Source organism: Thermostichus sp. MS-CIW-15, assembly GCF_054060575.1.
The window spans coordinates 1-13,501 of the sequence record NZ_JBSSDI010000006.1 but is presented as its reverse complement, the minus strand read 5'-3'; the positions used below and the strand labels follow the sequence as shown (position 1 = coordinate 13,501).

The 13,501-nt window shown below is 59.8% G+C and carries 13 protein-coding genes, 1 tRNA gene and 1 pseudogene; 10 read left to right on the top strand and 5 right to left on the bottom strand.

Annotated elements, in window-relative coordinates; genetic code table 11:
* Positions 1–46: 46 nt before the first annotated feature.
* Positions 47–820 carry a hypothetical protein gene (locus tag ACVW0R_RS03320; protein WP_228375449.1) on the bottom strand — a complete coding sequence of 258 codons (774 nt, stop codon included), beginning with the start codon at positions 818–820 and terminating at the stop codon, positions 47–49.
* A 34-nt stretch (positions 821–854) separates the two neighbouring features.
* Between ACVW0R_RS03320 and ACVW0R_RS03315 the strand changes: the two genes are divergently transcribed.
* Both ACVW0R_RS03315 and ACVW0R_RS03310 read left to right on the top strand, forming a co-directional pair.
* Positions 855–1,094, top strand: coding sequence for a hypothetical protein (locus tag ACVW0R_RS03315; protein ID WP_011429871.1), 240 nt, complete (start codon positions 855–857; stop codon positions 1,092–1,094).
* A 203-nt stretch (positions 1,095–1,297) separates the two neighbouring features.
* The gene (locus ACVW0R_RS03310; RefSeq protein ID WP_099812268.1) at positions 1,298–2,581 is read left to right on the top strand and encodes a DUF4912 domain-containing protein; all 1,284 of its coding nucleotides are present in this window, start codon (positions 1,298–1,300) and stop codon (positions 2,579–2,581) included.
* Positions 2,582–2,683: 102 nt separating this feature from the next.
* Here the strand turns inward: ACVW0R_RS03310 and ACVW0R_RS03305 are convergent, their stop codons facing one another.
* Together ACVW0R_RS03305 and ACVW0R_RS03300 are read right to left on the bottom strand one after the other, a co-directional pair.
* Positions 2,684–3,715: an anthranilate phosphoribosyltransferase family protein gene (locus ACVW0R_RS03305; protein ID WP_414401733.1), complete on the bottom strand. Its 1,032-nt coding sequence runs from the start codon at positions 3,713–3,715 to the stop codon at positions 2,684–2,686.
* 108 nt (positions 3,716–3,823) lie between these two features.
* The gene (locus tag ACVW0R_RS03300; RefSeq protein WP_414407088.1) at positions 3,824–4,783 is read right to left on the bottom strand and encodes a LysR family transcriptional regulator; all 960 of its coding nucleotides are present in this window, start codon (positions 4,781–4,783) and stop codon (positions 3,824–3,826) included.
* Positions 4,784–4,907: 124 nt separating this feature from the next.
* Here ACVW0R_RS03300 and ACVW0R_RS03295 point away from each other — a divergent pair, with 124 nt between their 5' ends.
* The 5 genes and pseudogenes from ACVW0R_RS03295 (at position 4,908) to ACVW0R_RS03275 (ending at position 8,566) form a co-directional block, all read left to right on the top strand.
* Positions 4,908–6,059 carry a serine hydrolase domain-containing protein gene (locus ACVW0R_RS03295; RefSeq protein WP_457501640.1) on the top strand — a complete coding sequence of 384 codons (1,152 nt, stop codon included), beginning with the start codon at positions 4,908–4,910 and terminating at the stop codon, positions 6,057–6,059.
* A gap of 391 nt (positions 6,060–6,450) precedes the next feature.
* On the top strand, positions 6,451–7,029 hold the full coding sequence (locus ACVW0R_RS03290; RefSeq protein ID WP_049749728.1) for an XdhC family protein: 579 nt from the start codon (positions 6,451–6,453) through the stop codon (positions 7,027–7,029).
* Between the two features lie 70 nt (positions 7,030–7,099).
* Complete coding sequence (locus ACVW0R_RS03285; RefSeq protein ID WP_011429863.1) at positions 7,100–8,311, top strand: RNA-guided endonuclease InsQ/TnpB family protein; 1,212 nt, start codon at positions 7,100–7,102, stop codon at positions 8,309–8,311.
* A 6-nt stretch (positions 8,312–8,317) separates the two neighbouring features.
* Positions 8,318–8,479 (top strand): annotated as a pseudogene (locus ACVW0R_RS03280) (XdhC family protein); the annotation flags it as partial.
* 13 nt (positions 8,480–8,492) lie between these two features.
* Positions 8,493–8,566 (top strand) — tRNA-Met (locus tag ACVW0R_RS03275).
* A 58-nt stretch (positions 8,567–8,624) separates the two neighbouring features.
* On the opposite strand, the gene ACVW0R_RS03270 is transcribed toward ACVW0R_RS03275, so the two are convergent.
* Entirely contained in the window at positions 8,625–8,837 is a 213-nt protein-coding gene (locus tag ACVW0R_RS03270) for a hypothetical protein (protein WP_240527422.1), read from the bottom strand.
* Here ACVW0R_RS03270 and ACVW0R_RS03265 point away from each other — a divergent pair.
* Positions 8,775–8,909: a BolA/IbaG family iron-sulfur metabolism protein gene (locus tag ACVW0R_RS03265; RefSeq protein ID WP_240527421.1), complete on the top strand. Its 135-nt coding sequence runs from the start codon at positions 8,775–8,777 to the stop codon at positions 8,907–8,909. The genes ACVW0R_RS03270 and ACVW0R_RS03265 overlap by 63 nt on opposite strands.
* Before the next feature lie 11 nt (positions 8,910–8,920).
* Here ACVW0R_RS03265 and ACVW0R_RS03260 read toward each other — a convergent pair whose 3' ends face one another.
* Positions 8,921–10,045, bottom strand: coding sequence for a PP2C family protein-serine/threonine phosphatase (locus ACVW0R_RS03260; RefSeq protein ID WP_414391001.1), 1,125 nt, complete (start codon positions 10,043–10,045; stop codon positions 8,921–8,923).
* Between the two features lie 371 nt (positions 10,046–10,416).
* Between ACVW0R_RS03260 and ACVW0R_RS03255 the strand changes: the two genes are divergently transcribed.
* Together ACVW0R_RS03255 and ACVW0R_RS03250 are read left to right on the top strand one after the other, a co-directional pair.
* The gene (locus ACVW0R_RS03255) at positions 10,417–12,222 is read left to right on the top strand and encodes a hypothetical protein (RefSeq protein WP_457501639.1); all 1,806 of its coding nucleotides are present in this window, start codon (positions 10,417–10,419) and stop codon (positions 12,220–12,222) included.
* An 81-nt stretch (positions 12,223–12,303) separates the two neighbouring features.
* Entirely contained in the window at positions 12,304–13,344 is a 1,041-nt protein-coding gene (locus tag ACVW0R_RS03250) for an NADP(H)-dependent aldo-keto reductase (protein WP_457501638.1), read from the top strand.
* Positions 13,345–13,501 lie beyond the last annotated feature (157 nt).

The window sequence follows — 13,501 nt, the reverse complement described above, 5'->3', positions numbered from 1 at the left end:
CCCCAGATCCCCTTCGCGGCCAGCGCCGGGATCCCTGGGCCAGACTTTAAGGCCGGCTGGCTTGGCTGCCATCCCAGATGACCACCACGGCAAAGCGATCCAGAAAGCCGCTGCTGGCGTTCATCTGGCGCAGGTTGAAGGCGTCTTCGGCGGAGATCACCAGGTCGTAACCCAGCGTGCGCATGGCGCGAAGGCGGTGGGGCCGTTCTCCAATCCGGTTGACCAGCGAGCGGGCCTGCTCTTCCGAGGTGGTGTAGGCGGCGGTGCCCTCGCTGCCCACAAAGGCGGCGTTGAGGTCTTGGCCAAGGTTGATAGGCGGGTAAACTGGGTTGCCGTCGGGATCCAAAAGGCGCATCGACTGGCTGGGCAAAAAGTCCAGGCCCCGCGCATCGACAATTAACCCAGTTACCTGGGGCTCTCGCCGCCGGGATCCCGCCTCTAGGCCAGTTCCACCCCCTGGGCCCATCCCTGAGCCAGGGCTGGAGCCGCGCACCCCGCTCTGGCCGCTGCCGGGCCCGATCACGTCTCCCTGTCCAGAGCCAGAGCCGCCGCCGGGGCTGGTGCCCAACTGCCGCAACAAGTCCAGATCGAAAATCGGCCCTTCCGACCCTGCGTCCTCGACAGGAAACGCCGACTCTACGTTTTCTACCTGGTCGGGAGTGACCGGACGCCAAGGCGTTTCTTCCGGGAGGGGTTGTTTCTCAACCGCTGGGGCAGGGGATCCCCCCTGGAGGCGGTAGAGGGGAGGAAACAGGGTTTGCGCTTCAACAGCTTCCCCCGGCCAGACCAGGATCCCCAGCGCTGCCCAGATCGCTCGCATCCCTGCACCGTGAGTCCTATCTTTCCACCACCTCATGCCCACACCTCTTGGCCTGATAACCTGCGGCTCACCCTTCCCCCATGCTACCCAGGCAAGGCCGGTGCGGCAGGGGATCCCGCGCAGTCCTCTTTTGGACTGGAGAGCAGCGGCTGATGCTTGGCCGCCCATCCGCCGGCAAGGGCGGGCCGCAAGCCCATTTTGGGGATCCCTGACTCGAGATGGCGGGGAAAACGAGGCTTTGATCCCCAGCGATCCCCAAGCTCTTGACCAATAGGCAAAAATACGTGAACATAAGTTCATCATTCCTTTGATCCCCGTTGATCCCGACCTATGGTCATCAGCGGTTGGAAAACGCCAAGCAGGCTGTTACCCCAGTGGGCCAGGGGTTGCCCTTAGCCACAAGCTGGGATCGGCCTTTGGGTTAGCCAGTGGAGTGTGCGCACAAGCCCGATCTGTTGAGGACAGGAGACCCCGACCATGCCACAAGAGCGGATCCCGTTGGAAGAGATGACCATCCGGCAGTTGCGAGAAGAAGCTGCCCGCTACCAGATCCCCAAGTACAGCCGCATGACCAAGGATCAGCTCATCCAGGCTGTCCGGGAGGCCCAGGCCAAAGCTGGCCGCCCCGCCGATACAATGCCGGAGCCGAGCGGCCAAGAAGCGGTGACTGGCACCAAGTTTGTCGGCCCAGGGCGTAGCAATCCCGATCTGGTCGATGTGGACAAGCCGCTGGGGGATTTGCCGGATGGCTATGGCGAAAGCCGCATCGTTTTGCTGCCGCGGGATCCCCAGTGGGCCTACGCCTATTGGGATGTGCCCAACGAGGCCAAAGAAAGCAAGCGCCGCGAGGGAGGGCAGCAGTTGGCGCTGCGCCTCTACGACGTAACCGATATCGATTTCGAACGCCAGCCGGCCCACAGCATGCAGGAGTACCCCTGTGACGAGCTGGCCCGCGAGTGGTACTTGCCGATCCCGGTGAGCGACCGCTCCTATTTGGTGGAGATCGGCTACCGGACCGCAGATGGCCGCTGGCTGATGTTGGCCCGCTCGGCGGCGGTGATGGTGCCGCCGGTCTTCCCCTCCGACTGGTTTGAAGAGCACTTCCTGACGGTGCCCTTTGACATGCCCCTCCAGGGCCGCACCCTCTACCAGCTCACCGAGCCCTACAAGCGCAGCGCCACCGGCATGGGCGTGGTGGCCTACAAAGGCGACGAGCCGCAGCGGCAGAGGACGGCGGATCCCTTCCTGGAGATGGTGGGCGGCTTCGAGGCGATGCGGGTGGCGGGATCCCTGTTTGGCAGCCACCAGATGGGCAGCCGTCAACTGGTGCCCGAGCAGGCCATCAGCTCGTTTATTATCCCGTCGGGCGTGGGCATGATGGGAATGGCTATGGCCATGGCCGAAGTGCCTGCTGCTCCCTGGATGGCTTCCGGGTCGGGACTAGGGCTGTTCTCCGGCGCTTCCGAAGTCCTGCCGCGGCGCTCCCGCAAGTTCTGGCTGGTGGCCGATGCCGAGCTGATTGTCTATGGGGCCACGGAGCCCGATGCCACCGTCACCATCGGCGGGCGCAAGATCCAGCTCAACCCCGATGGCACCTTCCGCTTCCACATGGCTTTCCCGGATGGCAACATCGACTTCCCCATCTTTGCTGTGGCTGCCGACGGCGAGCAAAACCGGGAGATCCACATGACCTTCGACCGCCGCACCCTCTCCCGCCGCACCAACACCAAGGAGGAGGCCATCGAAGAGTTGTTGCCCTGAAGGATCCAACCTTTCCCTTCTTGCCCCCTGGAGCTGGCCGGGGGGCTTTCTTTCCTGGGCTGGAGAGCTTGACTCCAGCCATCAAAACAGGGGATCCCAGCCCTAGGAGAGGTCGATCACCTGGATCAGTTGTTTCAGCTTCTCCATCACCCGTCCGGAGCGAAGCAGGTCTTCCGCCTGTTGGATCCCTTCTGGCAAGGATGGGGCGTGGCCGAGGAGCCACAGATAGCTGCCCCCATTCCAGAGAACGGCTGGGGTGAGTTCACAGGGATCCCCGCTGAGCACCTGCTGCATCTGCCGGAGCAGCTCTTTCTCTCCGGAGAAGGGGATCTCCGGGCCTGCCAAGTGGCAATCTCTGGCCTTCAAGAGCAGCCGTTTCCCGCCCTGGTTGAGAATGGCCGCTCGCTCCCGTGGCAGGTCGCAACTGCCTTCCAAACCTTTGACGGTGGTGAATTGCCGAATCTCCCGCAGGGCAAACAGCTCCAGCATCGTGGCCTCGGTGGGAGGATGCACATAGCCGGCCACCAGGTGAAAGGGGCCTTGGTAGGGTGTCCAGACCAGCTCCAAGGTGGCCAAGGGGGGGCGCTTGCCGATTTGATCCCGGTAGTCCATCAGAGCCTGAGCCTGGGGAAAACAGGTGGGCAAATACAAAAATCCCAGCCCGGTTTGTTCCAGCAGTTGCCCCACCCGCTCCAGGGATAGCCCTCGCCAATCCACCCCCAAGCTCCGCCACACCGTTTCCAAAGGCAGCCCATACTTGGTGGGACAGAAGCCAGAGCCATGCAGCAAAACGGCTGACCCTGCCGCTGCCAGCAGCAAAGCCACCAGCACCCCCAGCGGTGCCGTCCGCGAGCGGCCATCGTAGGGATGGCCAAAGATGATCAAGGGATGAGGCAGATCCTGCCGGGGCAGAAGAGGGCCGTACTCTGCATAGGCATCCAACATACCGGCCAGCTCCTCGGCAGTGGGGCGCTTGATGCGGTGGGCAATTAAAAAAGCCCCGATCTGGGCGGGAGTGGCCTCCCCCCGCAGGAGCATTCGAGCAGCGCTGGCGGCCTCTGCCCGGCTGAGATCCTGGTGGGTGTGGGTGCCGCTGCCGATTTTTTTCAACAGCTCGCGAAACTCTTGGCTCATAGCATCGGCGGTCGGGAGCGCTGGGCTACTCAGGATAGGGGGAGATAAGGGCGGAACACTTGAAACTACCGATATGGGTATTTGACCAGAAATTTCTACAAAAGGTCTCTACAAAACCGACAACAGCCCAGCAGAGGGCCAATGGGGATCTGCGCCGGAAGCAGGCTCAACCTCAGACTGCCTGATAAGCTGGGCGGCCAACTGCAAAAACCGGCGAATGGGAGGGATCCGATAGCGATCGCTGGTGGTAACCATAACCACCTGTCGCCTCAATAGGGGGGGCTCGGTGGGTCGCACCTGCAAATCCGGATCGGCGCAGCAGTCCACCAGGGCCGACTCCGGCAGGAGGGCAATCAACTGCCCCTGTCGCACCACCCCCCGAAAGGCATCCAAGGTGTTCAGTTCCAGGGCTGCTTTCAGGGGAAGCCCCTGTCGGGCCAGATGGGATCCCACCAAGGAGCGCATGGCATAGCCATCCTTGAACACAGCCTGGGGATACTCCGCCAGCACCTTCCAGGGGATCCGCTCGTAGCGGCTGAGGGGATGGGTGGCGGGCATCAATACTTGAATTGGCTCCGAGTACAGTGGCTCCACCACCAGTTCTGCCCCCCGGGTCATCAGGGGATTCTCCATTACCAGGGCCACGTCCACCAGCCCATCCCTGAGCACCTTCAAGGCGCGGTCGCTGCCCAGAGCGGTAACCCGCAACTGCACCTCTGGGTACTCCCGGCAAAACTGTTGCAGCACCGGCGGCAGTTGATGGGCGATCAGGGAATGGATCCCGGCAATGCAGAGCTCGGTTTGCTGGCCCTGCAGCCATTCTCGAATGCTTTCCTGAGCCCGCTGCCATTCTTGACAGATGCGACGGGCATGGGGCAAAAGCCGTTCCCCGGCCACAGTTAGGGCCACCGGGCTTTTGCGATGCAACAGCGGAGCCCCCACCGCTTCTTCCAGGGCCTGGATCTGGCGGCTAATAGCCGATTGGGTCAGACCGCTGAGGCGAGCAGCGGCCAAAAAGCTGCCCGTTTCCACCACGTTCAAAAAGGCTTGCAACAACTCCAGCCGCACTCGGGATCCCTTGATGATGTAGCCTGCCGTGGTGGCATCCTAGCTGGGGAAGCGGTAGGCTTTTGTAAACACCGTTACAAGTTGTTTGTTGGACTGGGGATCCCCAAGCCAGGAGGAGAAGCAGATGGGCTGGGATCCGACCTTGCTGGAGGGGCTGCTCAACTCCGCCATTCCCCACCTTTTCCCCGCTGCCCAGGTGGTCATCCGCCACAAGGGAAGGTGTATCTACTCAAGGGCGGCAGGCCATCTCGACCCTGAGACCCGGCGCCAACCGACAACCTCGGCCACCCGTTTTGACCTGGCCTCGCTGACCAAGCTGTACACCGCCACCGCCTGCATGGCCCTGGTGGAAGCCGGAGCGTTGCTGCTGGATCAACCGGTGAGTCTCCTGTTGCCGGAGTTTCAGGGATCCCGCCCCATTGCCCCCTATGAAGATCCTCTGCAGCCGGGGAAATGGATTGCTGTGGAACCGGAATCCTTAGGCCAGCTTGTTGCAACAGAACAGGTGACGGTGCGGCAGTTGCTGGCCCACACCGCCGGTTTGCCCGCCTGGCGGCCCCTGTTTCGACAGCCCGATGCCGAATCGGCCCGGCACATGGCCCTGCACACCTTTTTGGCCTACAGGCCGGGATCCCGCAGAGTCTACAGCGATCTTGGATTGATCCTGCTGGGGCTGGCTTTGGAACGTCTGAGCGGAACCCCTCTGGATCAGATCTTGCATGCCCGGATCTTGCAGCCTCTGGGCCTGAGCCAAACTCAGTTTTATCCAGGGGATCCTTTCGACCCACCCCCTGTCTCTGTCTCTTGTGCCCCCACCGAGCTGTGTCCTTGGCGAAAGCGCCGCCTGCAGGGGCAGGTTCACGACGAAAATGCCGCCCGCCTGGGCGGGATCGCCGGCCATGCCGGACTATTCGCCACGGCAGAGGAAGTAGCTGCTTTCGGGGAGAGTTTTTTGACGAGATCCCTGTTGCAGCCGCAGACGGTGAGGGAAATGACCCGCGAGCAGTTGCCTCAGCAAGGGGATGCCCACCGCTGTCACGAGCGCCGGGGTTTGGGGTTTGCCTTGCGCTCTCCGGATCCCTTGGCCAGCAGCTACCCGTTCAGCCCCAGCGCCTTCGGCCACACCGGCTTCACCGGAACCTCCCTGTGGATCGATCCAGAGCGGGAGCTGGTGGTGACGCTGCTCACCAACGCCGTCTACCACGGTCGGCAGGAGAACGGATTCCAGGCTTTCCGGGTTGCCTTCCATCAGGCCATCCTAGAGGGGCTTTCTTGATCATTGAGTCCCTGACCGTTCCCGCTAGGGTGCCGTAGGCATAACCGAGGCTGAGGTGGACGAGACCTTTTACCGACAGTTGGCAGACATGCTGATACATTTACGCTGAACACTGCTGAACATCACTGTTCAACTATGCAGCGATAGCATTCTGTTTGTTTCCATTCGCGTTAGCGGGACGGAGTCCAAACAGAATGGCGGTATCCCGCAAAGCTTTGAGTAGAATACCCAAAGCGCAGTTTCCGTGTCGTCTTACTACCAATTTTCTGCTTTGCTTTGGCTACCATGTTGGCAGACTCGAAAGTAAACAGAAAGATCAACTGGTAGTAATCCGTACTGAGCATATTATACATTATTTTCAGTATAGTTGAGCTTATTATTGACTAGAGTCATGCTCTCCCGCGGGCCGCTGGTGGTAGCCACCGTGATCCGCACCCAGGGATCTGTGCCTCGCCAGGCGGGGGCGAAACTGGCTGTGGGATCCGATGGCACCCTGTTGGGCACTGTTGGCGGTGGGGCTGCCGAAGCGGAAGTCATTGCCCGAGCGCAAACCCTTTTGCAGACCGCTGTTCCCGTTGGCGATGGCGATGGGGAGTCCTCGCCGGCTGGGATGCCGGTTTCCCTCGATCTCAACAGCCCTCCCTTGGGCGTTTGCGGGGGACGGATGCACATTTGGCTACAGCGATGGCAGGGATCCCTTGCCCAAACGTTGGTGGCCCAGATCCTCCAGGCTCTGACCCAAGGGCAAAGGGCTTGGCTGATCACTCCCCTCCATCCTCAGGGGTTCCCCTACCTCAGCCTTAGCGACAGCGGTGCGGAGCACTTTGCCCCCCTGCCATCCCGCCCACAGCTCCTCGCGGGATCCTGGGTCGAGCCCCTCCTCCCTTCCCCCACCCTGCTGATCGTCGGAGCGGGCCACTGCGGCCTGTCCCTGGCCCAGGAAGGGATCCCGGAGACCGCCTTCAGCTAGAAATCGCAGGAGCCCCGCACTGTACCCGTAGGGTCAGTGTCGGGAGGAATGCGGAAGTTATGATAGAACCATGACCCAAGTCCTGACCGTCTCCTGCAAGCTCAAGGTGTCCCAGTCGCAAGCCGCAAAGTTGGATGCGACAATGGATGCCTTTGTGCAGGCGTTGAACTGGGTCAACCAAAACACACCAGAAAAAGTAGTCAACGCAGTCAAACTCCAGTCCCTTTGCTATTACCAGATTCGCGCTCGGTTTGGCTTGTCCAGTAACTTGGCTCAGCAAGTCTGCAGACGGCTGGCCGGTGCCCGTAAAGTTGCCCAACAGAAAAACCGCCCCGTCAAAGCGTTCAAGAGAGGCTTTGCGACCTACGATGCCCGTATCTTTTCGTTGCGCGAGAAAGACTGGACGGTGTCGCTGACCACGGTGGAGGGTCGGGAGCGCTTTGAGCTGGCGATTGGCCGCTACCAGAGAGAACAGTTGGCAGGCTCCAATCCCAAATCTGCCACTCTGGTCAAGCGCAAAGACGGTTCCTACTCCATTCAAATCTGTGTGGAAGCGGAGCCATCCCCACCGCAACGCACGGATAGAGTGCTGGGGGTGGATTTGGGCAGGACGGATATTGCTCATACATCGGAAGGAGATAACTGGAATGGACAGCAGTTGAACAAAGTCCGAGACCATCACTCGCGGTTGAGGGCGGTACTTCAACGCAAAGCCAGTAAGGGCACCCGCAGTTCGCGGCGCAGATGCAGAGAACTGTTGCAACGGCTGTCTGGCAAGGAGAGGCGCTTTCAGGCGTGGGTCAATCATCGCATCTCCAAAGCTATTGTCTCTAGGGCAAAGGCGACAAACAGCGCTATTGCTCTGGAAGACCTGACAGGGATCCGGAAAAGAGTCAATCAACAGCCACGCAGCAAGACAGAGCGTAGGCGGGCAAATAGTTGGGCGTTTTATCAACTCCGTCAATTTTTGGAGTACAAGGCTCTGCGTGCGGGGGTTGCTCTGATTCTTGTTCCGCCTGCCTACACGTCGCAGACCTGCCACCGGTGTTTGCACATTCATCCCGACCCTGCGCAATCCTACCGCAGTGGAAAGAAGTTTAAGTGTGGACACTGTGGATGGGAAGGGGATGCGGATTTGAATGGTGCGAATGTGATTGCGCTTTTGGGGGCTGTCGTAAACCAGCCTAGAGGTTCGGGCCTGTTTTGTTCTCTGGTAGAGCAGAGCAGGCTCAGGGCTACTGAAAGCCCGCTCCGTACCGCTTTAGCGGTCGGAGTCGGGTAGTTTACTCGGCTCTTTGCCCCCATCGGTCTGGAGATCCACGCCGAAACCCCCGCCGAGATTGCCATCAGCATCACCGCCCAGCTCATCCAGGTGCGACGGGGATCCCCGAAGAGAATGCCCGGCGAAACTCAAGGTGTAGGCTTGCCGGTTAGCCGGAGGACAAGCTAGGCTAGAAAAGCGCCGCGGGGTAGAGCAGCCTGGTAGCTCGTCGGGCTCATAACCCGAAGGTCACTGGTTCAAATCCAGTCCCCGCTATAGGAACTCAACATCTGCAGGCATTGGGAGAGCTTCTCTAAGTTGTCTTGAGCCGAAGCTAGGAAGACGGTGCATGGATCCGCGGGAAATCGAGGCGTTGATACAGGCTGCCCTGCCCGGAGCCAAGGTGCAGGTAGAAGATACAGTTGGCGATGGCAACCATTTTCAGGCTGTCGTCGTAGCTGAGCAATTCCAAGGCCTCCCCCTCATCAAACAGCACCGGCTGGTGAACGAGGCCTTGAAGCCCTACCTTCAGGATGGCCGTCTCCACGCCCTAGCCCTCCGTACCTTTACCCCTAGCCAGTGGGAGGAGCTTCGGAGAGCAGCCCCCGGCTCAGCTTGAGCGGGCTTGCACTAGCCAAAGCTAATACGGAGCAGAGAAAAATCATCCTCAAGATCGGCCTTGCCGCGGAAAGACTGAATGTGCTGCAGAACGTGATCGAGGCCAACGCAGGCATGCTTGCTTAGGAAGGACTTCCAGTTCTCTATCCCCCAGATCCCTTCCGAGCTGGACACTTCGTAAACCCCGTCGCTGAACACGTAGAGACAACTGTTGGCCGGGATCCGGACTTCGTCCCTAGCAAAGTCCTGATCGGGCAAAATGCCAATCGGCAAATTGGGGGTCTTCAGGTCTAGGGGGATGGGGTCTGATTGCGCAACCAACAGAGCGGGGGGGTGGCCAGCGCTGGCAAAAGAAAGCAAGCGAGATCCCGGCTGATAGACCCCATACCAAAGGGTGAAGTACATTTCATGGTGGGATCCCATTGGGAAGGATTGGTTGAGGGCGCGCAACACCGCATCCGGCTGCCGCAGGTCTGTATCGGGCAGGCTCTGGGAACGCAACTGGTTCATCACCGACACCGACAACAACGCGGATCCCACCCCGTGCCCTGACACATCTAGCAGGTAGATGGCCAGGTGATCCTCGTCTAGCCAGTGGTAGTTAAACGAATCCCCCCCCAGCTCCTGGGAGGGCAAAAAGCACCACTCAATCGCTATTTGGTGAGGTGGGAAGTCGGCCGGCTTGGGCAAAAGCGAACGCACATAGCTGGCTGCTTCGGCCAACTCCGCCCGCAGTCGGGCCGTTTGCTGCTGCAGGTCATAGCTGAGCTGGTGCAAGCGCAGCCCAGCCCGCACCCGCGCCCGCAATTCATTGGGATCGATGGGCTTGCTGAGGAACTCATCTGCCCCGGCATCCAGGCCCTGGATGCGGTCTTCGACTTCGGTGCGAGCGGTAAGCAAAATAAAGAAGGTGGTGGAAAACTTGGGATCCGCCTTGATGCGCCGGCAGACCTCCAGCCCATCCATATCCGGCATCATCCAGTCACAGATAATCAGCCCCGGGGTTAGGAGATGAGCTTTCTCCAGCCCTTCCAAGCCACCGCTGGCCATCTCGACGGTGTAGCCCTGCCGCTCCAGGGATCGCTTCAACACCAGCCGAATCGTGGGATCGTCGTCCACAATCAAAATGGCCGTCATGACCACTGCACCTCAATCCCGAATCAACCCGAATTAAAACGCAACTCTAGCCCGTACTGGTAGGCAGACCGTTTATCCTAGCCCAGGAGTTGCGGCAGAAAAACCGGCTTGGAGGGCGGTTAGCGGAAAAGCCTCAGCAACCTCATCCCCCAGAGCTAAAGTTGCGTATCCCTTAGTGGATCCCTAAAACCGTGGTTGCACGCTACCCAAAAGCTGACCGTTTCAAGATACTGGTGGGAATAGATAACAGCGGGGGGGTTTTTGGGCAGATTCTGCTTTAGAGACTTCCATTGGACAAAGAGATACGGATCACATCTTATCCATCCTTTGCCGGTCTAGAGTGAACTTTGAGGTTAAACGGCCTTGGCTGCATGAGCGCGTCTCCTCTACCGTTATCTCCTCCGTCCGTTCGGGATTCGCAGGCGGCTTCAGCCGCGGCACCCCGCCAAGCTCCCAGGGGAGAAATCCGGCTGGAGGATCTGGACGAGAAGCAATTGCTGGCCGGCCTGTCGTCGGTGGTGCTCAACCCGGCAGCTTGGAGTTGCTTTAGCATCAGTGAAACCAGCCGCTTGCTACGCCCCCTGCAAATTTGCCCCGACTTGACCGGAACTCCCGTTCTCTCCCCAGGCGCCACTGCTGAAGTTGTCTATAAGTTCCTGCTGAGCGACGGTCGGATTGGAACCATGAAGGGGCTGATCTCGATCGAAGACTTTCGCAGCAAGCGGCTGCATTCTATTTACGAGGAACTGCGTATTGAAAAAATCATACCGGTTTTTAACGAAGCGGTTGTCGAGCAGATCATCGATCAGTTGAAGCCGATTTTTGCCCGCGACCTGGACGAGCTGCTTTGGCAAGAAAGTTTTTACTTCACCCCTCAAGATCTACGCCAGCCGGAGTTCTTGTTGCGCGGCCTGCGGCCCGAGGCGATCCCACGCCGCTTTCGGCCGCACCTGCAAAGGGTGTACTCCCACATCATAGGGGTGTGTCGCAGCTTGCCCAACATCGCTTTCCAACTGTGTCTGCGGGCCTACCTGGAGTACAACGAGGTCAAAAACAAGCATCTGTTGGCAATTCTGCTCAGCAAGTATTTTTACACGCTCTATCGCATCGGTGGACTGGACGGTTGGAAAAGTCGGGATCCGGTGGAAGTGGGATCCCTCTACTCTTCCAATCGACGGGCTCGGCTGCAGGCTCTTTCTCACCTGCTGACGCTGGACAACGACAGCGACGAACCGCTGGCAAGCCTTGGGGATCCAGGGCCGCGCGGCAGCTATTTCAGTGGAGAGGGGGAGCCTGCTGCTGGCGAGGTGCCGAGCGCAGAAGAGATCGAAAAGCTGCGGCAAGATGTGGAGGCAGCGCGCAGCCAGGCCGCCGAGGCCCAGCAGCTGGTAGCCCAATATCAAGAAGAGAAAAAACAAGAGCTGCTCAACCGCCTGCAGGATCCCAATAAGTTTCTCCTTTTCAGCCTCCATCAATTTTTCGACACTCTCCTCACATCCCTGCCGGTGGAGGTGAAAAGCGAGTACGGAGCCGTCTGGGTGCCCCGCACTTCCCACTTGGACGAAAAAGAGCGGGACAAGCTGACCGAACATTTGCACCAGATTACCAGCGAGGCCTATTTGCTGAGCATCCCCTTTGCCGAGGCGACGATCATTGGCTATTGGCGGGTTTTGGCCGATTCGTTCTACAACCAATGGGTTTTGAATCAGTACAAGCAGTTGCAAAGCTACGGAGTGGATCTAGAGCAGCAGGGCATCCAAATCCTGGAGCGCGAACGATTTTTAGATGAAGTGCAACTGCGCTTTGCTGGCCGCCACCGCGAGATCGTGACTCAAAATGTGGAGAAGATCAGCCAAATTGTGGTAGACAGCCTGGCCAAGCGGGTGGCCCTCAACACCAGCCAACAGAGCTTTCAAGCCATGCGAGCCAAATTGGCCACCGTTTTGGATATGGAGATCTCCCGCAAGGACATGGCGCAGGTACGGCGGCTGATCGACTACTTCACGGATGTGTTTTTGGGCAAGCGGGAGGAGCTGCGCTCGGCCTATCCGGTGGGCACCATCTTGCAAGTAAGGGCAGCCATCGAGCTGCGTCCCCCCGACAGTCGCACCCGCATTGGCCTGGAAATCCTAAACCAGATCTACCGCGAGTACATGCCTGTGCTGCAGCAAGAGTAGGGGCAGGGATCCCAGGGGCTGGCAAGTTTTGGGCACAATGGGGACTGGTGTGCTGTTTAGGGTTGGAGACGGCAAGTTCCCATGCGCTACCGCCAGCTTGGCCACAGTCCTCTGCAGGTTTCGGAGATCTGCCTCGGCACCATGACGTTTGGTGAGCAGAATACCCAGACTGAGGCTTGGGAACAGCTCGATTACGCAGTAGAACACGGGATCAACTTCATCGATACGGCTGAGATGTACCCGGTGCCGGCGCGGGCGGAAACCCAGGGAGCCACAGAACGCTACATCGGCGAGTGGCTGCAGCACCAGCCGCGGGAGCGCCTTGTCATCGCCACCAAGATCACCGGCCCGGGGCGGCCCTGGCACTGGATCCGCGGCGGGTCTCTCTCGATTAGCCGCAACAACCTCAAACAGGCGGTGGCCGGCAGCCTCAAGCGCCTGAAAACCGACTACATCGACCTCTACCAAATCCACTGGCCGGATCGCTATGTGCCCCTGTTTGGGGGCGTGGCCTACGATCCCTCTCAAGAGCGGCCCACGGTTCCCATTGCCGAGCAACTGCAGGGTCTGGCGGAACTGGTGCAGGAGGGCCTGGTGCGCTACATCGGCCTGAGCAACGAAACCCCTTGGGGAGTCTGCGAGTTCTGCCACGTGGCCGAGCAGTTGGGCTTGCCCAGGGTAGTCTCGATTCAAAACGCCTATAGCCTCCTCAACCGCACCTTTGAGATGGGGCTGGCGGAGGTCTGTCGCTACGAACAGGTAGGGCTGCTGGCCTACAGCCCCCTGGCCTTTGGCCTGCTGACGGGCAAATACCTGGGGGGCGCCAAGCCGCCGGGATCCCGTTTGGCCCTGTTCGAGGGCTTTGGCCAGCGCTACCGCAAGCCCAATGTGGAAGAGGCCGTGGCTGCCTACGTGCGCATTGCCCGCCAGCACGGCCTGACCCCTGCCCAGTTGGCTTTGGCCTTTGTGCGCAGCCGTTGGTTTGTCACCAGCACCATCATCGGGGCCACCAACCTGGCCCAGCTCAAGGAAAACCTCAGTTGCCTCGAGGTGGAGCTGTCGCCTGCGATCCTGGCAGAAATTGAGGCGGTGCACCAGCGCTACCCCAATCCCGCCCCGTGAAACTTCGGAAACCGATAGAACTTTTCAGGAGATTTTTTCGTCTAGGGTTACGGAGTGGGTAACTGATACATTTACGCTGAACACTGCTGAGCATTACTGCTCAGCGGTGAAGCGATAGCATTCTGTCCGTTTCCGTTGTCACTACGCGACGCTGACG